The sequence below is a fragment of the Nitrospira sp. genome, assembly GCA_024760545.1.
In the GTDB taxonomy this organism is placed as follows: Bacteria; Nitrospirota; Nitrospiria; order Nitrospirales; family Nitrospiraceae; genus Nitrospira_D.
This window is the reverse complement of sequence record CP060501.1, coordinates 463075-481871: the sequence shown is the minus strand read 5'-3', so window position 1 is coordinate 481871 and position 18797 is coordinate 463075. Positions and strand designations below refer to the sequence as shown.

The 18797-nt window shown below is 56.7% G+C and carries 17 protein-coding genes; all 17 read left to right on the top strand.

The features are described from left to right. The first annotated feature begins 21 nt into the window (after positions 1–21). Genes H8K03_02250 through H8K03_02170 form a run of 17 tightly spaced genes read left to right on the top strand, consistent with a single transcriptional unit; the run spans position 22 to position 18789 of the window. Positions 22–1404, top strand: a complete 1383-nt coding sequence (locus H8K03_02250; GenBank protein ID UVT20766.1) for an O-antigen ligase family protein — start codon at positions 22–24, stop codon at positions 1402–1404. Further along, positions 1401–2588 (top strand): glycosyltransferase family 4 protein, encoded by a 1188-nt coding sequence (locus H8K03_02245; protein ID UVT20765.1) that lies wholly within the window; start codon positions 1401–1403, stop codon positions 2586–2588. Before H8K03_02250 ends, H8K03_02245 begins: the two co-directional genes overlap by 4 nt. Beyond that, complete coding sequence (locus tag H8K03_02240) at positions 2542–3753, top strand: glycosyltransferase family 4 protein (GenBank protein UVT20764.1); 1212 nt, start codon at positions 2542–2544, stop codon at positions 3751–3753. Before H8K03_02245 ends, H8K03_02240 begins: the two co-directional genes overlap by 47 nt. Before the next feature lie 42 nt (positions 3754–3795). Beyond that, a complete protein-coding gene (locus H8K03_02235) occupies positions 3796–5268 on the top strand; it encodes an oligosaccharide flippase family protein (protein UVT20763.1) in 1473 nt (490 codons plus the stop codon). Continuing rightward, positions 5265–6248 (top strand): glycosyltransferase family 2 protein, encoded by a 984-nt coding sequence (locus H8K03_02230; protein ID UVT20762.1) that lies wholly within the window; start codon positions 5265–5267, stop codon positions 6246–6248. Before H8K03_02235 ends, H8K03_02230 begins: the two co-directional genes overlap by 4 nt. Positions 6249–6259: 11 nt before the next feature. After that, complete coding sequence (locus tag H8K03_02225) at positions 6260–7000, top strand: class I SAM-dependent methyltransferase (protein ID UVT20761.1); 741 nt, start codon at positions 6260–6262, stop codon at positions 6998–7000. Between the two features lie 35 nt (positions 7001–7035). Next, the gene (locus tag H8K03_02220; protein UVT20760.1) at positions 7036–8328 is read left to right on the top strand and encodes a glycosyltransferase family 39 protein; all 1293 of its coding nucleotides are present in this window, start codon (positions 7036–7038) and stop codon (positions 8326–8328) included. Then, on the top strand, positions 8325–9170 hold the full coding sequence (locus H8K03_02215; GenBank protein ID UVT20759.1) for a class I SAM-dependent methyltransferase: 846 nt from the start codon (positions 8325–8327) through the stop codon (positions 9168–9170). Before H8K03_02220 ends, H8K03_02215 begins: the two co-directional genes overlap by 4 nt. After that, a complete protein-coding gene (locus H8K03_02210; GenBank protein UVT20758.1) occupies positions 9167–10342 on the top strand; it encodes a glycosyltransferase family 4 protein in 1176 nt (391 codons plus the stop codon). Before H8K03_02215 ends, H8K03_02210 begins: the two co-directional genes overlap by 4 nt. Further along, complete coding sequence (locus H8K03_02205; protein UVT20757.1) at positions 10339–11229, top strand: class I SAM-dependent methyltransferase; 891 nt, start codon at positions 10339–10341, stop codon at positions 11227–11229. The genes H8K03_02210 and H8K03_02205 overlap by 4 nt, the downstream gene beginning before the upstream one ends. After that, positions 11226–11477, top strand: coding sequence for a hypothetical protein (locus H8K03_02200; GenBank protein ID UVT20756.1), 252 nt, complete (start codon positions 11226–11228; stop codon positions 11475–11477). The genes H8K03_02205 and H8K03_02200 overlap by 4 nt, the downstream gene beginning before the upstream one ends. Before the next feature lie 4 nt (positions 11478–11481). Further along, on the top strand, positions 11482–13413 hold the full coding sequence (gene asnB / locus H8K03_02195; protein ID UVT20755.1) for an asparagine synthase (glutamine-hydrolyzing): 1932 nt from the start codon (positions 11482–11484) through the stop codon (positions 13411–13413). After that, entirely contained in the window at positions 13410–14633 is a 1224-nt protein-coding gene (locus H8K03_02190; GenBank protein ID UVT20754.1) for a glycosyltransferase family 4 protein, read from the top strand. Before asnB ends, H8K03_02190 begins: the two co-directional genes overlap by 4 nt. A 10-nt stretch (positions 14634–14643) precedes the next feature. Beyond that, positions 14644–15831 carry a glycosyltransferase family 4 protein gene (locus tag H8K03_02185; protein ID UVT20753.1) on the top strand — a complete coding sequence of 396 codons (1188 nt, stop codon included), beginning with the start codon at positions 14644–14646 and terminating at the stop codon, positions 15829–15831. Next, positions 15824–17407, top strand: a complete 1584-nt coding sequence (locus H8K03_02180) for a hypothetical protein (GenBank protein ID UVT20752.1) — start codon at positions 15824–15826, stop codon at positions 17405–17407. The genes H8K03_02185 and H8K03_02180 overlap by 8 nt, the downstream gene beginning before the upstream one ends. A 15-nt stretch (positions 17408–17422) precedes the next feature. Further along, positions 17423–18130: a WbqC family protein gene (locus H8K03_02175; protein ID UVT20751.1), complete on the top strand. Its 708-nt coding sequence runs from the start codon at positions 17423–17425 to the stop codon at positions 18128–18130. Positions 18131–18141: 11 nt separating this feature from the next. Next, positions 18142–18789, top strand: a complete 648-nt coding sequence (locus tag H8K03_02170; protein UVT20750.1) for a PIG-L family deacetylase — start codon at positions 18142–18144, stop codon at positions 18787–18789. Positions 18790–18797: the final 8 nt, after the last annotated feature.

Below are 18797 nucleotides of genomic sequence, written 5' to 3'. Positions count from 1 at the left end.
GATTCCAGGAGCGTCCGCATCATGCAGCACACGGCCGTCAGTGCACAAGACAGCCTCGTTATTTCGGTTCTTGCGGTCGCCATCGCACTCGGCCTGACCCTGACAACACCCGCCATCGGTATGCAAGCCGTCGTCGGCTTTTTGATCGTTCTGACGGCCTTTACCTCCGTGTCTGCTGCGCTCTATCTCCTGATCGCGTCGATGCTGTTGTCGCCGGAAATTGCGGTCGGACGGGTCGAGGGCCGCGGCGTAGGTGGACGGGAACTGTCGTTTCGAATGGACGATATCCTCCTGGTCATCATCGGAGCGAGCTGGTTGGTCAAGAATATCATCTATCGGGAGTTGGCCCTCTTTCGCGAGACGCCACTTAACCGACCGATCGCCGTGTACATGGTGATCTGTGTGGTCTCCACTCTATTGGGCATCTTAAATGGCCACGTCAGACCTATGACAGGTTTTTTCTTCGTCCTGAAATACTTCGAATATTTCTTCGTGTTTTTCATGGTCGTCAACCATGTGCGGTCACAGGAGCAGGTCGTAGGACTTGTGTCGGCTCTGCTTGTCGTGGGTCTGATCGTGAGCTTGTATGCGATTTATCAAATCCCAAGCGGCCAACGCGCATCCGCTCCCTTCGAGGGAGAAAGCGGTGAACCGAATACGCTCGGCGGTTACCTAGTGTTTCTGCTGGCCATCATGACGGGTCTCTTGTTGCATATTCAGATCGGCCCGATCCGCATTGCATTGCTGGTGCTTAGCGGCTTTGCGATCCTGGCGCTCATGGCTACGTTGTCGCGTTCGTCCTACCTCGCCGGCGCCGTCCTGCTCATGGCGGTAGGGTTGACCCAGTGGCGGCGGCCGCGTGTCGTCACGCTCCTGCTCGTCATCATGATGCTGATCCCACTGCTGGCACCTGCGAATGTGAAACAACGAGTGAATGAAACGTTTTTCGGGCGCCAGTATGGGGGAGAAATCAAGGTCGGCAAGGTGGGACTGGATCTTTCGACGACTGAACGCCTGAAGTCATGGGCGTACGTCTTGAAAGACTGGGTTCACGATCCGATCTTAGGGCGTGGAATCACGGGATATGCTTGGGCGGATGCCCAATACGTCAAGATCCTCGGCGAGACGGGCCTTGCGGGGCTCGTCGCCTTCGGATTCATCATCTATCGACTCTGGCGCTGTGCCCGTGAGTCGTTTCTGTCTCAAACCGATCCTTTTGCAAAAGGGTTGGCCCATGGATTGCTTTTGGGCCTGCTCGCCTTGCTTGCCCACGGGATCGGGGCCAATACCTTCATCATCATCCGCATTATGGAGCCATTTTGGCTTTGTGCCGGGCTCGTCATGTTATTGCCGACTCTGTCGGCTCAGATTGAGTCGCCGGTCAGGCCCCAGGAGGCTGTGTGACTTGGTTTCTCTTTTGCTATTGGTATGAGCCGGATGCTCCTCGTGATCCGGTTGGATTGGTCCGAATGTGGACCTTGGCGGACGCGCTCACCAGGGTTGGAGATAGAGTCACGCTCTTTCCCCCGCGGTATCGGTCCGCGCTGAGACGGCGTGTCTGCACCGTCGTTCCCATTCGGCTCATCCACCTGCGGTGGCTCCGCCCGATTTCGTATGCACTGTTTTCGTTCATACAGGGGCTGATGCGAGCCATGCTCGGCAGGCCGGATGTCGTATACTACCGATGGATGGACAGTCCACACGCATTGGTTCTGGCAAAGCTTCTTGGCGTGCCGTGTGTCTGCGAGGTGAACGGGGAGCCGGTTCCCGAATGGCTCGATGATCGAACGCGAGTCGTACAAAGTCTCAAGCGGCTCTTGGCCCGACTGGCATTGCGGCATTGTGACCGCATCGTCGTGCTGACGGAAGGATTGCGGTCGTTGCTCCATGAGCGCTATGACGTTCCGCTTGATCGCATGGCAATACTTCCCAGCGGAACGGATGTGCAATTGTTTGTCCCGCGTGACGCGGTGGCTGCTCGATTGGAGCTGGGTCTCTCGCCTTCCCGCCCGTACGTTGGATTTGTCGGAAGCTTCTATCGTTATCAGGGTTTGGATGCTCTGCTGAATTCCATGATGGTGGTCAGGAAGGTGCATCCGACGGCACAGCTCATTTTGGTGGGCGATGGGGAGGCGACTGAAGCACTCAAGCAACAGGCAGCGCAACTGGGTCTGGAGGACAGCATTACATGGACGGGCCGTATTCCATACTGGGAGGTGCCGGTTTGGATCAGTGCCATGAGTGTCTGTGTGGCTCCGTTTCGCGGCGATCGAGGTGAGACCTCACCCGTGAAGATTTTTGACTATCTCGCTTGTGGCCGGCCGGTGGTGGCGAGCGCCATCCCGTCCGTCGTCTCGATATTCACGGCTGATAGCGGCGTGCAATTAGTGCCGCCGGATGAGGCGCACCCGCTCGCGGATGCGATCGGCGCACTCTTGAATGACTCGGCGCAATGCGGAGTCATGGGTGCGCAGGGTCGCCGCTTCGTAGAAAGCAGATTTTCTTGGATGGCCATCGTGGGACAACTTCGCCGATGGCTCGATGAAGATATCACCGCCTCGCATCATGCACATTCTCACGTACTGTGACGAAGATCTCGGGGTGGCGGCTGGTGGTTCGCGGCAGGTATTGGAACTTGCCCAAGCATTGTCATTACGAGGGCATGACATCACCGTGGTGGCTCCGGAGTTTCATCAAAACGAACCCGGCTTTTCAGTACCGGCCAAGATCCACATGCAGTGGGTTCCTGTGGTCAGGTGGGGAAGAATGCGTCCTATTTCATTTCTCGTGAACTCGATCCGTACACTCGAAAGACTTTTATGCACAACCCGACCGGATCTGTTGCTGTGGTTCGATTCACCCGGTCAGATGGCCCCGCTCTGGGCTCTGCGAAACGCTTCCTGTCCTGTCGTATACTTTGTCAACGGACTTCCCGCTGAGGAAGTACGAGGCCTGTGGCGACTTGGACCGCTTCTTGATCTGTTAACGTATGGCCTTCGCCATGCAGCAAGGAGAGCGAAGGCTGTCGTGAGTGTATGCCCCGAGGTGTTGGTTGGTCTCAAAAGCCTTGAGCCGGTCGATTCCAAGAAATGCTTCGTCATTAGGAATGGGGTTGACCCAGATCGGTTTTGTCCCCGATCGCATGAACGAGCCAGACAGGAATTGAGGCTTGGTAGCTCAGGACCGTACATCGGATTTGTCGGAGGCTTTTTCCCGTGGCATGGTCTGGATACCTTGGTCGATGCGATGGCCGTCGTTGCGAAATCATTTCCAACGGTTCAATGCCTTTTGGTCGGAGACGGGCAAACAAAGGCCGCACTAGAACAACGGGTTGATCGCCTCCAACTTTCTCCCTACATCCGTTTCACCGGGCGTGTCGGCTTCGATGCCGTGCCCCAATGGATTGCGGCCTGCGATGTCTGTGTGGTTCTCCATCGACAGACTCGCTCTTATCCCGGGGATTCAATGAAGCTATGGGAATATTTGGCCTGTGGGCGACCGGTCGTCGCAACGGCAGGGTCCGGCTACGGAGACACAGTATCTGAGCTGCGCTGCGGTTTGCCGACCGCAGCCGACGATCCAGACGATCTTGCTCGGCAACTCATTACGCTCCTGGGCGACCATCCTCTCCGACGAAGCATGGGAGAGCGCGGGAGGGCTGCCGTGATGAGATCCCATACCTGGTCGGCACGGGCCGCGCAACTCGAGCAGGTCTGTCATCAGGTCATCGCTAAAACAGCGCTTGCGGCATGAACGGCGCGACTGAATAACAAGCAAAGTGACAGTCGACTAACCATGTCTATGCAGGATGATGAATCGGGACCGACGCGTTTCCGTCACCGGATCCTTCGCGCTGGCTGGTGGGCTGGTGGAGGATTTCTGCTCGACAAAGTGATTGCGGCGGGACAACTCGCTGTCCTCGCAAGAATCCTGACACCGGTGGATTTCGGAATCATGGCCGCGTCGGCCGCCGTGTTACTGGCGATGTTGACCCTCAGTGAGTTGGGGGTTGATTCGGCTCTCATAGCGAAAGAACACGTGACTGACGAAGATCTGGCCGCGGCATGGACACTGTCGGCTCTCCGGGGGCTGGTGATGGCGGCAGGAATCTGGGTCTTGGCGGGGATAATCAGCGATCTGATGCGTATGCCGGTGCTTGAGTCCCTGTTGCGTGTGCACGCCCTGGCTTTGATCGTACAGGGAGTCCAAAGCCCGGCATTGGCCATGATGATGAAACGACTCGACCTGAAGCGTCGCGTGACACTGGATGTTGTCCGTCGAATTGTGGAAGCAACCGTAACCGTAATCGTTGCAGTTTTCTACCGGACCGTCTGGGCACTCGTCATCGGGCAGCTGGCCGGCCTGGTGGTTGGATGTGTGCTGTCTTTTCTGGTGTCGCCTTTTACTCCGCGGTGGTCCCTGAAAAGCTCATCAGTATCCTACTTTGTCCGGTACGGCAGCCGTCTCAACATCACGACGCTGTGTGCCTTCGGGGTCATGACCGGTGGAGAACTGGTCGTCGGTCGGGAACTCGGAGCGGAAGCGCTCGGATTCTATCAGGTGGCGCTCGCCATCCCGCTGCTGTTGGGCGCTCGAGCCACATCGCTCATGCAGCAAATCAGTGTACCGACTTATGCTTCATTGCAGCAGGACCGGCTTGGGGTTGCCCGTGTCTTCGACCTCCAAGCGGGACTTGTGGGTATCGCCTACATTCCGCTGGCGGTGATGATTGGTACCTTGGCGCCTATTCTTGTGCCCTTCGTGTTTGGCCCGCAATGGATCGGTATTGTCGACCCGCTGAAAGTGCTTTGTGTATATACCGTTTGTAGCGGATATGCCGCTGTGATGGCCTCGTTGCACTTTGGAATGGGACGTCCCGACCTTCAAATGAGGAGTTGGGTCGGGCAGTGTGCATTGTATCTGGCCATCATTGTTCCAATGACGAGCTCGTTGGGGGTACTCGGCGCCGCTCTCTCGCTGACAATCAGCTTCATACTCGGCGTTGTACTGCAAGCGTTGGAAACACACCGACTTCTGGGCTCATCCAGCCATGCCACCTTCGTGGCACTCGGCCGAACAGGGATCATTGGTCTCATCGCGGGCGTACTTCTCTCCTCAATACAGGGAGAGCATCAAGTCGCGATTCCCTGGACGCCCGAGATCCTTGCTCTGCTTGCTGCTGGAATGCTCGGTGGGTACCTGTGGTGGATTGAGCGTCCACGCCTCAATGCGCTCTGGAACTATCAAGCACAGGGTGCAAGAGCATGACATCAGGAGATTCAGGGGGTTTAGTGGACATGTCGATCGCCATCGTCAGCTACAACACCCGAACGTTGTTGCTCGATTGCCTCAAGTCGGTGTTCGAATCTACGGATGCGATTCGATTTGAAGTCATCGTCGTAGACAACAACTCGCAGGATGCGACGGTACCCGCCGTGCAAATGACGTATCCCAAGATCGACCTTATCGTGAATCAAGAGAATCTGGGATTTGCCAAAGCGGTCAACCAAGGGTTCGCAGTGAGCCGCGGGCGATATTTTCTCATGTTGAACAGCGACACACGTATACGGCCGCAGACATTGGATCGGATGCTGGCCTGTCTTGATCAAGAACCAACGATCGGCGCCGTGGGGTGCAAACAGTGGACCGGGGATGGCCTCCTGTACCAATCTTGTTATCCCTTTCCATCGATTCGGGATCATCTGACCTATGCCGAGGTCTTCCGACGATGGGCTCCTAGGTTACAGGGTTCCCTGGCGGCCAGGCAGGTCATCGACTGTTCGCAGTCACAGGATGTGGACTGGATCAATGGGGCGTGTCTCCTGGTGCGCCGCGAGCTGATGAAGGCGTGCGGTGGGTTGGACGAAGGGTATTTCATGTATTTCGAGGATGTCGATCTGTGCCGAGAAATCCGGCGGCGTGGGTATCGAATTCGGCATCTGGCCGATGCAGATATCGTACATTTGCTCGGCCGCAGTGGAACGAATGATCGAGCTCGTTTGAACATCATATGGGAGTTCAGCCGAATCAGGTATGTGGAAAAACACTTTTCATGGCTCAAACGTTGGATCATGAAAGGCTGGATCGCCGTTGGAGCAATGGTGCGCCTCATTGGGGCGTTCGGCAGATCACAGTCGGCCGCGACAGACATATCTTTCGACACCTATCTGTCGATCGTTCGTCGTTTATGGAGCGGAGGACGGCCGACACAGGCTGACTTGGCCTGGTCCAGTCAGAGTAAAGGATAAAGGACACATTCGTGGAACGACGATCCGCCTATCCCACCGATACGCAGCACATGGTGAACTTATCGGGATATGTGTGGGCGGCCCATCAAGTCGGCTCACTGGGACAACGTCGAATTTTGGATCTCTCTTGCGGAACCGGGTACGGTGCCGACTACCTTGGCGCGAGGGCGGGTCGGATCGTCGGGATCGATTGCGTTCCGAGCGTTGTCGCCAAGAGCCGAACCGATTATCCTCGATGCAATGTCGATTTTCTTGCGATGGATGGATGTGCCCTCGGATTTCGAGATGAATCGTTCGACTGCATCGTTTCACAAGATACCATTGAACACATCCAAGATGACCACGGTTTCGTAGCTGAGCTCACTCGCGTGTTGAAACCTCGAGGCATGCTGATCATTTTTACGCCCCACGGAAAGGGCAGGGGAGTCATTCCAGGTGATCCTTACCACGTTCGTGAATACACCGCGGATGAGTTCAAAGCGCTCCTGGCGCCATACTTTTCGACTATTCGCTGGTACGGCCGGCGCCAAGGTCTGCGGTTGAAAACGGTCGAACAATCGATGGAGCGCGTCCGTCAGTGGGATCCATCAGGACTCCGTAATTGTGTTCCACGGCCTATCCGTCATTGGATCGGTGGACTGATCAGTCGATGGCATGGGGGGCCTTCATTAAGTGAGATCGTTCCTGCGGATATTGAATACGGCGAAGGGATTGCCGAAGACACCAACTTGATCGGGGTCTGCGTTAAATGATCGGCCGCCCGAATAGACTGAGGTTCAATACCGGAATGATTGTCCTGTCGGCAATCTGTCTGGGTCTGCTTGCGCGAGCCTGGGTTATCTGGACGGCGCCAGGGCATTCGTTTGCCGTTGATCAGCTGTTTGATACGCTGGCATGGAATCTGGTGACTCTGGGACGGTTCACTCTGGATGGGGTCGATCCTGCCGCCCATGTGGCCCCTCTCTATCCGGCCGTCCTCGCAAGTTTCTATTTCTTGGTCGGCCATCGACCGGACTGGGTGCCGATGCTTCATATACTCTTCGATCTCGGAGCCGCGTGGAGCCTCTATAGAGTTGGCACTGCATTGTGGGATTCCCGAGTAGGGGCGTGGACCGCGTCCATCGTATTCCTCTATCCGGCCTACTGGACCTATGACCCAAGGATCCGGAGTGAAGCCCTTTTGACACTGTTAATCAGTGTCTGGCTCTGGACGGTGGTCAGATCTGCGCAGGTCCCGTCCAGCCGTCAATTCACCCTGATGGGGCTCGCTGCCGGTCTGACGATCCTGTGTAAACCGGTGGTCTTGGTGTTGGCCATGTGTCTGATGGCATTCATATGGATAGACACAGATCAGCTCTCACAACGGGTCAAGTATGGAGTGGTGTACGGAGCGACGTGTCTCGTGCTCGTGCTGCCGTGGTCCGTGCGGAACTACATGTCTTTTCATCACATCATTCCGGTTTCGGCCGGTGTGGGCGCAGGACTGTGGATGGGAAGTGATCCCTCGTCTCGAGGCAGTTGGCCGATGCCGCAGGAACGAGAACAAGCCATATGGGAGAGTGCCGGGATCACCCCGCTGCCCTATGCGTATGCAATGTATGACGTGTCGACGGATCAACTGCTTCGTAAAAAGGGGATAGATCGAATCGTGGCCGATCCATTGAATTACGCGGCACTGACATGTGGAAGGATTTGGGATTTCTGGGTCGGCAACGCGTACTACTTGTCAGATGAAGGACAAGGGTTCATGCATGGGCTGCAGAAGGATCTCAAGGAGAGGGGTTTGGCCGTGGCCACGTATAGTCTGGTCAAGCGGCTGTTGCTTGTTCCTGGTCTCATTGTCATGGCTTGCTTCAGTGGCTGGGTTCATCGAGAGCACTGGAAGACCCTTCTTCCTCTCTATCTGTTCCCGATTGGCCTGACGGCGGGGTATGTGCCCTTCACTGTGGAGGCCGGTCGCTATGCACTACCCGTATTACCGTGTCTCATGATGCTATCAGTCGCCGCAGTTCCCCATTTTAGGATGCGTCGAGCGATTCTCCAGAGGCGGCCGGTTTATTCACATATGACAAGCGCGTGATGGCTTACGAATTGACCAGAGATCACTTTTTCGACGTCCTGAAAACGTACCAGCCGTCTGCCTACGAGTCCTTCGGGCAGAAAGATGACCGGTTCAAGATTCCCATGCATCATGCGATGAAATGCCGGGACCGTTTGCATGTGGCATTGCGGAGTGGTTTGCGTATGCTGCCGCCCGAGACACAGTCGATCGTTGACTTAGGGCCTTTCCCCGGCAGCCTGTTGAGGCTGCTCCGTCGCATCGGTTATACGAAAGCGGCACAGTTGTACGGAGCCGGGCTGATGATCTCCGAGGACTTCGTAGAGTTCATGCGGCGAGACATCCATGCGGACATCATGACGGTCGACCTCGATCCCTTGGGCGGTCACTTTCAGGCAAAGGGATATTCCGATAAGGTCCCTCTTCCGGATCACTCGGTTCAACTGGTCTTCGCGCTGGAAATCATCGAACATCTGACTTCGCCGTTTCATTTGCTCGAGGAAGCATTTCGAATTCTTCGTTCCGGCGGTCATGTGGTGCTGACGACGCCGAACGTCACTCGGATCGGGAACATCTTCAAGCTCTTGATCGGTCGTACCCTGAACGATCGCCTTGCTCCACCGGGATACAAGAATCCCGATGATGAATGGCGGCCGCATGCCCGAGAGTATGCCATGCACGAATTGACCGACATGCTGCGCCAAACCGGATTTTGCATCGCGGAATCCCGGTATTTTCTCGGCGAAGACACGCAAGACTGCCGTCAGTCCGTCAAGCAACATGGCATCGATTGGGCCAAATGGCCGTTCTATGTCGTGCCTCACTTGCGCGGCAGCCTGTTGATCGTCGGGAGGAAACCATGAAGCCGGTCGTTCTGGCGCAACTGGCCGGCTCAGCCGGGTATGGTGGAGGTGAGCGGTATCTGGAACTGCTGTTTGATCGATTGGACCGCACCCGTTTTCGTCCGCTCCTGATCTGTCCGGAACCGGGTCCGTTTGTCGGGAAGATGATATCGAAGAAGGTTCCGACCAGCGTCGTCCCCCTGACCCCGCTCTTCAATCCGTTAGCGCTCCTGCGGCTGGCATACGTACTCAAGCAGAACAAGGTGACTGTTCTCCAAACGCATGGGGCGCGCGCGAACGTGTATGGGCGCCTGGCAGCATGGTTGGCCGGAGTGCCTTGCGTGGTGGCGACGATACACAACTCCATCAGAGATTACGAAATCAACCCGGCCAAACGGTCTTTCTATATCGCGATCCTGCGGGCTCTGCTTCCACAGGCCGATCGACTGATTTGTGTCTCCGATGCCATCAAGCGGGATGTCCTTGCCGACTGCCCCGCCGCCGCTGCGAGAACGACGACGGTTCGGAACGGGATTGACCTGGCCTCGTTCTCCGGCTCAGGAAATCGCAACAAGATCAGGAGAGAATGGTGTGTAGGTAATGGGCTCGCGCTCCTCACAGTCGCGAGACTCACGGAGGAAAAGGGCCATCGGTTTTTGATCGGTGCTCTCCCCGGTCTTCTGGCAGAATGGCCGTCACTTGTCTGCTTGTTTGTTGGGGAAGGTGAATGTCGGGAAGTCCTCAGGACCTTGGCGAGAGAGAAGGGAGTTGAGCAGTCCTGTCGGTTTGTGGGCGCTCGGGACGACGTGGGAGACTGGTATGCCGCAGCAGATGTGGTCGTGTTGCCTTCCCTGTCGGAAGGGTTTCCCTTTGTAGTCCTAGAGGCGTTGGCCATGTGCCGGCCCGTTGTTGCAACGAGTGTCAATGGTGTGCCGGAGATCGTCCGCCACGGCAGCAACGGCCTACTGGTTCCCCCGAGGAGCTCCCATGCCTTGGAAGCGGCGATTCGGAGTATGCTTCGGGATCCGACTTGGGCCGCGCGAATGGGCAAGACAGGGCAACAAGAAGTGGCAGCGCGGTTTACGGCAGGGAAAATGGTTCAAGATACGGTCAAGGTATTTGAAGAGGCTATGCCGGCCTTGCGCAGCTCATCCGCGGTTGCACCTCCAGAGGTGCAGAAGGAAGCGGCATGAACGCGGCAAGCGCTCTCCAAGAAGCTTCCAGCGAATGTCCCTGCGGAACTCTGGAACCGCCGACCGAGGTATTTCACACTCCAACCAGGCGGTATGTTCAGTGTCCCACGTGTGAGCTCGTGTTTCGCTCTCCTCGCCCGGCACGCGAGTCAGTCGAAGACTATTTTCGTGAAAGCTACGATGGGGATTATGGAGCCGTCGAAGCCTTAGATGATCGTCAGCCGGTGTTTCGAAGTGTGTTGAAGCACCTGTCTTCGTATCGATCGCCCTCAGGTACCCTGCTTGATATCGGGTGTGGAGATGGAGGGTTCCTGTTGCTCTGTCGAGAGGGCGGATGGAACTGCTCGGGAATCGAACTATCCAAACAGGCCGCGCTTCGAGCCGCGCAGAAAGGGTTCCCTATGTTACCGCCCCACACGCTTGAGGGTGGTGAACAGGTGCCGCGATTCGATGTCGTGACCTTGATCAACGTGCTGGAAACCGTGGCCGACCCGTCAGTCATGCTTCAGCAAGCGAGCAACCTCCTCGCACCGAAGGGACTGATGCTGGTGCGCGCGACAAACGGACTGTTCCATCTGTCGATGCGACACCCCGCTCGCTGGATCGGTTCCCAATATGACCAAGCCTTCCATTGGTATCTGTACACCGCTAGGGCGCTGACCACCTTAATGGAACAGGCCGGGCTCAGCATCATCAGCCTGCGCAATTCCAGGCCCAGCCGAGGTCCCTTGTCTCCCGTGCACCCCTGGGTGAGCCGATTGAAATGGACAGTCAGCCGAACAGTACTGTGGCCGCTATCTCAGACTGTGTACTACGCAACGAGCGGTCGTCTCCTGTGCGCTCCCTCGTTTGAAATCGTCGCCCAGCGACCAGGACATGGACCATGAGTGCCTATTTGGCGCACAAGCGGTCTTGGAAACGGACACTACGCGGATGGGGTGCAATCTTGTTGTTGTGCTTCCTCGGCGCCATGGCGGCGCTCGGTGTGCGCGCACTCCTGGAATCAGTCGGAAGCGCGAAGCATACGCGATATGAGCCGGTGGACGTTCCACCGCAATCGGTATCGCCAAAACACGAACGCGAGCGGCAAGAGTTGGAGCGTCGTGATCGTGCCGTGCTCGACAAAGGGAAATAGTTCCATGTGCGGCATTTGCGGAGTCATAGGGCAGAATGACGGCACGGCGGTCCACGCAATGCTTCGAAGACTGGTCCATCGCGGACCGGATGAAGAAGGAGTCTATCGGCAATCTGGAATTGCGCTTGGCGCGCGGAGACTTCGAGTGATCGATCCGGAAGGTGGCCGGCAACCGGTCAGCAATGAGACGCGTACCGTGCGGGCCATCATGAATGGCGAGATCTATAACTACAGAGAATTGCGGAAAGAGCTGTTGAACAGAGGGCACCACCTGACGAATCAGTGCGATACGGAAGTCCTGGTCCATTTGTATGAAGATGAAGGGTTTGATGCGTTTCGCCGATTGAGAGGCATGTTTGCCATTGCCTTGTGGGATCAGGAGCGTCGCTGCGCATGGTTGATCCGTGATCATCTTGGTATCAAACCGCTGTACTATGCGATCCGCCGCCCCGAAGCCGGTGGGGAAACATGTGTCGTATTTTCATCGGAGATTCCCTCACTACTCGAGGCCTTACCCGATTGGCAGCTCCATCCCGAAAGCATCGCCGAATATTTGACGCATTTATACATACCAGGATCTGCCACGGCTGTCGCCGGCGTGCATCAGCTGCGCCCCGGCGAGGCGTTGAAGGTATCGGATGGACGTACGGAATTGCTGCGCTATTATCGCCTGGAGGATGAGCTTCACCATGACAACCAGTGGACGAGCAAAGAGGCCGTACCGGAAGTTTTACGTACGTTCGAGGAGACCGTGCACGCTCATCTCGTGAGCGATGTGCCCTTGGGATTATTCCTCTCAGGCGGCCTCGACTCCGCGTCCCTCTTGGCTGTCATGGCCAAATATCAGACAGACCCCATCAAGACCTTCACAATCGGATATGAGCATCCTGCTGACCAATCGTTCAGTGAACTGGCATCGGCTCGCTTTCTGGCGGCTCATTTCCGGACGACTCATACCGAAACGATTCTGAAACCGGATGCGGTTGCCCTCATCAAAAAGGTGGTCGAGGGGATGGGCGAGCCATTTGCCGACTCATCGGCCATTCCCACCTATTTGGTTTCTGAAGTCGCTCGTCAAACCGTCACGGTTGCACTCTCCGGAATCGGCGGAGACGAACTCTTCGGAGGGTATCCTCGATATCTGGGCGTGCGCACCGCCGCACAGTATCAACGCCTCCCACAGAAGCTCCGTGAACGGATTGCCCAATGGAGTACATCCATCGGCGAACGAGGAAATGGCCGCGATCAGGTTGCCCGCCTGAAACGATTTCTCCACGGTGGCCATCTCCCGCTTCCAGAGCAGTACTGCCGTTGGACGACGTTTATTCCTGCCGAATGGGACGGCGCTCTCTGGGGAGACCAACTGGAGGCCATGTTTGCCGGTGAGAGGCCACGAGGACTTGCTCACGAGTTGTTCAACCAGTGGGCCTCAACCGATCCCATGAACTGTGCCATGGGCGTAGACCTCCAGAGCTATCTGCCTGATGATCTCCTGCGCATGGGAGATCGAATGAGCATGGTGCATTCCCTCGAGCTGCGCGTTCCGTTTTGCGACCAGCAACTGTTGACCGCGGCGCTACGGATTCCCTCTTCGATGCGGTTTGCCGGTTGGCGGTTAAAGGGATTCATGCGCCGAATGTTGCGAGGCATCTTGCCTGATCGGATTCTTCATGCACCCAAACAAGGGTTCATGGTGCCGATGGCTCGATGGCTTCGGGAGGACCTTCGTGAGATGGCACACGATCTATTGTCGGATGATGTGATCAGGAAACGGGGCTACGTCAAACCGCGCTACGTACGATGGCTATGGGAAGAGCATGACGCCGGCCGTCGAAACTGTTCGGATCAACTCTATGCGCTGATCGTGCTGGAACTCTGGCATCGACAGTTGCGTGCCGGTTCCCATGACAGAACGGAGGTCGTGACGAGCGCATGAACATACTGTTACTGGCCGAAGTCTCGGCACAACGGGTGATCGGCGGGGCAGAGCGCGTGCTTCGCAATCAAGCCTTGGGGTTGGCAGCGCTCGGACATCGGGTGGAGTTGCTCGCGCGAGCTCCGGAGAATGAGCCGGAAGGCGTGATCGAGGTGGATGGTCTTCGGGAATGGCGTTATCCCGTCAGCCGGAAGCATGAAGCGGCGTTTCTCTGGTCCTCGGTGCGTCGATCGGTCGAGTACTTCGATCGTCTTCGCGCAACCGAACCGCTGGATGCCGTGATCGTGCATCAGTCCATGGCCGGACTCGGACCGATTCTGTCCCGCCGTCATGCGGCGTCACGCTGGATCTATATTTGCCACTCTCTTGCTCACGAGGAGTATGAGACGAGACAGGCCCCGGCTCGATCGACCATCACGAGCTTGCGTCGACATGCCAACCTTCGAGCCAGGCGCTCGGTGGAACATGCCGTCCTGTCTCGATGCCACCGTGTGGTTGTCCTCAGCCAGTTCATGCGCCAGCGGGTGATAGGAGCACATGGGATCTCGGTCGATCGCATAGGACTGATCCCGGGAGCGGTTGATCCGCAGGCCTTTATGCCTTCAGGAGAGCGTCACGTCGCAAGAGCCGCGCTCAACCTGCCGGAAAACCACACGATCCTCTTCACGGTGCGAAATCTTGTGCCGAGGATGGGGCTGGAAAATTTGCTCAGCGCCATACAGATGCTGAATACCACCGCGCATCGATTCGTGCTCGTGATCGGCGGAGAAGGCCCGCTCCGCGAACAGCTTCAAGCCGACATTCGGCGGAAAAGGTTGCATGACGCCGTACGCCTCGTAGGGTTCATTCCCGAATCCCAACTCCGCCAATACTATCAGGCAGCCGATCTCGTTCTGATGCCGAGCCTTCAATTGGAGGGATTTGGGCTGGTGATGGTTGAAGCGCTGGCCTGTGGAACACCAGTCCTGGGAACGCCGGTTGGCGCCATTCCTGAAGTCTTGAATCAAGTCGACCCCATCTTGGTTGCTCAAGGGGTTGATGGTCGTTCGATCGCTGAGGCCCTTGAACGGGTCTTGAGACGTTTGCAGGAACCAGGCGAGGCGGTGCGGCTGGCTAAGAAGGGTCGAGCTCTGATCGAGCATCGCTACAATTGGACCCAGCATTGCACTGAGCTGGTCAGAATGTTGGACAACCCAATGGCCTTTCGGATGGCGGCATAGAACAGGACAGATGACAGCTCAAAAGGTCGTTCACATCATCACTCGGCTTGATCAAGGGGGTTCTGCTCGGAACACCATGCTGACAGTTTTGGGGCAAGACCGCACCCAGTTCGAACCGGTTGTGATCGCGGGTGACGCTCGTGCTTGGGACGCTCAGGGGGGAGCAGCGGCGACCATGGACAATCTCCGTCTCTTAGAGAAGGAGTCGATTCGTTATTACGTAGTGCCGTCTCTGGTTCGTCACATCAGCCCAGGGTCTGATTTCAGCGCTCTATGGAAACTTGTGTCCCTATTACGACAGGAACGGCCCCAAGTCGTGCACACGCACACATCTAAAGCAGGAGTATTGGGACGATTGGCTGCTTGGATCACGGGGGTTCCGCTGGTCGTTCATACTCCGCACGGGCACGTGTTCTATGGCCATTTTGGGCCGGTGTCCTCATGGGTGTTTCTTCAGATCGAACGAGTGTTGGCCGGGATTACCGATCAATTGATTGGGCTCACCACCGCGGAAACACGTGAACATCTTGAGCGAGGTGTTGGGCGAACTGATCGCTTTGCCGTGATTCCAAGCGGGATCGACATCGACCGTTTCAAGAATGCTCGCATGGGAGGAAAACTGGCGCCTGATTGGTTCGGCTGTCCACCGGCCGCGACGGTCATCGGTTCGGTCGGTTGGCTTACCGATATCAAGGGGCATCGATTCTTAGTCGATGCCGTGGCCCTCTTGAAACAAGAGTATCCCCATCTGCATCTCGTCATTGTCGGCAGCGGTGATCAACACGATGCGTTGTTGAACCGGGCGCAGGAGCGTGGAATCAGCCACTGTGTGCATTTTGTCGGTTATCGAGAGGAAGTCGAAATGTGTCTGGCGGGGATGGATTGCTTCGTATTGCCGTCGCTTAATGAAGGGATGGGGCGGGCCTTGATTGAAGCGATGGCGGCGGGGCTTCCCGTGATTGCCTGCCGAGTAGGCGGGATTCCCGCTCTCATTGAGGATGGGAGGAACGGCCTCCTTGTTCCGCCGGGAAATAGTGCAGCATTGGCCGTTGCGATACGGCGTGTACTCGATGATCCCATGCGGGCCGGTGAACTCGGAGCGAGGGCCATGAAAGGTGTTGGAGCAAGCCATGGCATCCCGGCTATGGTCCAAGCCATCGAGTCGATTTATAGAGAGGGTGCGGTCGGTCATGCGTAAAACCACCTCTTGGATCACCACCATGCTGTTTATGGGGACGATCCATTTGACGGCAGCCGTCGCAGGTATTGCTGCCGGGCCGGCGCAGACGCCGATCTCGCTACGGGCGGCCATTCACGTGCATAGTACGATGAGCACGGGATCGCTGAACCTGGAATCATTGGCGAGACGAGCCGAGCAACAACAGTTGGATGTCTTGATTCTCTCCGAGAACTTTACGCTGCGATACGACTATGGTCTCCATCCGTTGGAAGGACTTCTGCGCTATCACGTGACATTCCCATCCGTCATGGAATACGGGCTACAACGATTTCTTGATGAGGTTCGCACGGTTCAACGGCTCCATCCGAATCTGATCATTATCCCAGGAGTCGAGGTGGCTCCGTATTATTATTGGACTGGGTCGCTTTTCCATGGTGACCTCACCATGCACAACGCCCAGCGGAATCTCTTGGTGATCGGCCTTGAAAGGGTCGAAGACTATGAGGATCTTCCTTCACGAGGGAATTCACTCTCTTTTGTGTGGAGCTGGCGGAGCGTGCTCAATGGCCTCCCGCTTCTCCTATTGGTTCCGGTTGCGTGGTTGTGGAAACCGCAGAGCAGGAGATGCGTTGAAGAGATAGAGCCCAAATCCAGCCGTCGGCACGTTCTTGCCGGCACCCTCCTGGCCGTGTGTCTTGTGCTGATGGCCAATGCTTGGCCCGTCAGGGTGCCTGCATATAGTTCCTATGAGAGCGGGGTCGGGTATAGGCCTTATCAAGCCTTGATAGATACAGCGGTCGAGCGCGGTGCGCTGGTATTTTGGTCGATGACGGAGGCTCGAGACTTCAGCCGGCACTCGTTCGGCCCATTAGGAACAGTCACGATTCAGACAGAGCCTCATCCCGAAGCATTGATCCTGACGCAGGGCTATACCGGATTCGGCGGACTCTACCAAGACACCAGGCGGGTGGTGGCCCCTGGTGGGGTGTGGGACCAGTTGCTGGGAATGAACATGGCAACCGGCCGGACAGAGTTCCCTATCATGATAGGGGAAGTCGCGTTTCATGGAACCACCGATGCGGGAAAGGACCTCGACCGGGTGTACACCGTGATCAAGCCCGCTGAGCGAACCGTCGCCGGTATTGTGGCCGCGCTCCGGAACGGTCGAGCCTATGCCGTAGCAAGAGGTGAACAGAACGTCTTGCTTCGGCTTGACGAGTTTCAGGTATCGAGCGGGGGCAAATCGGCGGAGATCGGCGAGATACTTGACGGAAGCACGAGTGATGGCATCCTTATCCGAGTTGGGATTTCGACCATCGATGAAAGGCCGAGCGCGGCTACACTCCGTGTCATTCGATCCGGAGCCGTCATTAGACAAGTCGAGGGCCAGACTCCCATACAGCTGGAACTCGTGGATCGAGAGGCTCGGTATGGACCAGGGCTGAACTATCGTGTGGAGGTTGTGGGCAAAAGCGGGGAATTGCTGACCAACCCGATCTATGTCGCACCGACACGCGGCGCAATCCAGAGCAGCCGTGAGCTAGGGGCCGGCGCTTCGGAGAATGCTGATCAGAACGTGAAAGCCCTCGGCTGACCGTTTGGAGAGAGAATGCGTGTAACCATTCATCAACCACAGTTCTTGCCCTGGCTGGGGTACCTGGACAAGATCGATCAAGCCGACCTCTTTATTGTGCTGGATACTGTGCAATTCAAGAAAAACGAGTGGCAAAATCGCAACCGCATTCGCACCTCCCAGGGATGGCAATGGCTGACCGTGCCCGTACTACACCATTTTGGTCAACGCATCGACGATGTCCTGATCAATCCGACATCCGAATGGAAAGCTCAGCACCTCCGAGCGCTGGAGATGCATTACGCCAAGGCTCCCTACCGCCATCACTATCTATCCCAGTTGCGGGAACTCTACTCGGTGCCGTGGACCAAGCTCGGCGATCTCAACAAGGCTATCGTCCAATGGCTGCTCAAGGCGTACGGCATCACCACGCCGGTGCAGAACGCGTCCGATCATCTGTCCCGTGAAGAGCCGACGGATCGGCTGATCGATCTGTGTCGGGCGGTGGGTGCGACGCAGTACCTCGCCGGGCCAGGGGCCGAGCACTACATGGACACACCACGATTTGAGGCTTCCGGCATTCGACTTGAAACGCAAGCGTTCAAACACCCGATCTATCGCCAGATGTACGAGCCGTTTGAACCGAATCTGTCCGCACTTGATCTGTTGTTGATACAAGGGGCTGAGGCACTCGCGACGGTACGCGGTGTGCGATCGAGGTCTCGCTGTATGATGACCGCATAGGAGGGACAGGCATGAGGAGCACCGATGTCAAAGAACCGATGCGCATTCTCGCACTGGGGGCCCATCCGGACGACATCGAAGTAGGATGCGGCGGGACATTGATCAAGTATGCCGAGAATGGCCATCGCATTTTTCTCATGGTTATGACACAAGGTGGAGCCGGTGGTCAGACGGCGGTGCGCAAGCAGGAGCAAGAGCGTGCGGCCAAATTGCTTCAAGCCGAAGAAGTGTTCTGGGGAGGCTACGAGGATACCGAAGTTCCTCTCGGGCGTGAACTGATCCAAACCGTCGAGGAGATTGTGCGAAAGATCGAACCTCATTTTATTTTTGTTCATTACCATGATGATACGCATCAAGACCATCGGCATTTGGCGATGAGCACGATTACCGCCACACGATACACGAAGAACGTCCTGTTTTATGAAGGACCGACCACGCAAAATTTTGCGCCGACGGTCTTTGTGGATATTCAGCAGGCGTTGGACCGCAAAATTCAATCGCTGGAAGCGCATGCCTCGCAGGTGAAGAAGACCAACATCGAAGGGCTGAGCATCGCCGATCTGGTCAGGTCGTCGGCGCATTTTCGCGGTATCCAAGGCCGCGTGCGGACAGCGGAAGGATTTCTCCCTCTGCGATTGTTTATCAACATCGGGGTCTGATTGACGTT

Excerpts from the sequence above, each read along its gene's own strand:
- H8K03_02250 (UVT20766.1), top strand. The coding sequence starts at position 22 with ATGCAGCACACGGCCGTCAGTGCACAAGACAGCCTCGTTATTTCGGTT.
- H8K03_02205 (UVT20757.1), top strand. The coding sequence starts at position 10,339 with ATGAACGCGGCAAGCGCTCTCCAAGAAGCTTCCAGCGAATGTCCCTGC.
- H8K03_02180 (UVT20752.1), top strand. The coding sequence starts at position 15,824 with ATGCGTAAAACCACCTCTTGGATCACCACCATGCTGTTTATGGGGACG.
- H8K03_02235 (UVT20763.1), top strand. The coding sequence starts at position 3,796 with ATGTCTATGCAGGATGATGAATCGGGACCGACGCGTTTCCGTCACCGG.
- H8K03_02170 (UVT20750.1), top strand. The coding sequence starts at position 18,142 with ATGAGGAGCACCGATGTCAAAGAACCGATGCGCATTCTCGCACTGGGG.
- H8K03_02200 (UVT20756.1), top strand. The coding sequence starts at position 11,226 with ATGAGTGCCTATTTGGCGCACAAGCGGTCTTGGAAACGGACACTACGC.
- H8K03_02220 (UVT20760.1), top strand. The coding sequence starts at position 7,036 with ATGATTGTCCTGTCGGCAATCTGTCTGGGTCTGCTTGCGCGAGCCTGG.
- H8K03_02190 (UVT20754.1), top strand. The coding sequence starts at position 13,410 with ATGAACATACTGTTACTGGCCGAAGTCTCGGCACAACGGGTGATCGGC.
- H8K03_02210 (UVT20758.1), top strand. The coding sequence starts at position 9,167 with ATGAAGCCGGTCGTTCTGGCGCAACTGGCCGGCTCAGCCGGGTATGGT.
- H8K03_02240 (UVT20764.1), top strand. The coding sequence starts at position 2,542 with ATGAAGATATCACCGCCTCGCATCATGCACATTCTCACGTACTGTGAC.
- asnB (UVT20755.1), top strand. The coding sequence starts at position 11,482 with ATGTGCGGCATTTGCGGAGTCATAGGGCAGAATGACGGCACGGCGGTC.
- H8K03_02185 (UVT20753.1), top strand. The coding sequence starts at position 14,644 with ATGACAGCTCAAAAGGTCGTTCACATCATCACTCGGCTTGATCAAGGG.
- H8K03_02175 (UVT20751.1), top strand. The coding sequence starts at position 17,423 with ATGCGTGTAACCATTCATCAACCACAGTTCTTGCCCTGGCTGGGGTAC.
- H8K03_02230 (UVT20762.1), top strand. The coding sequence starts at position 5,265 with ATGACATCAGGAGATTCAGGGGGTTTAGTGGACATGTCGATCGCCATC.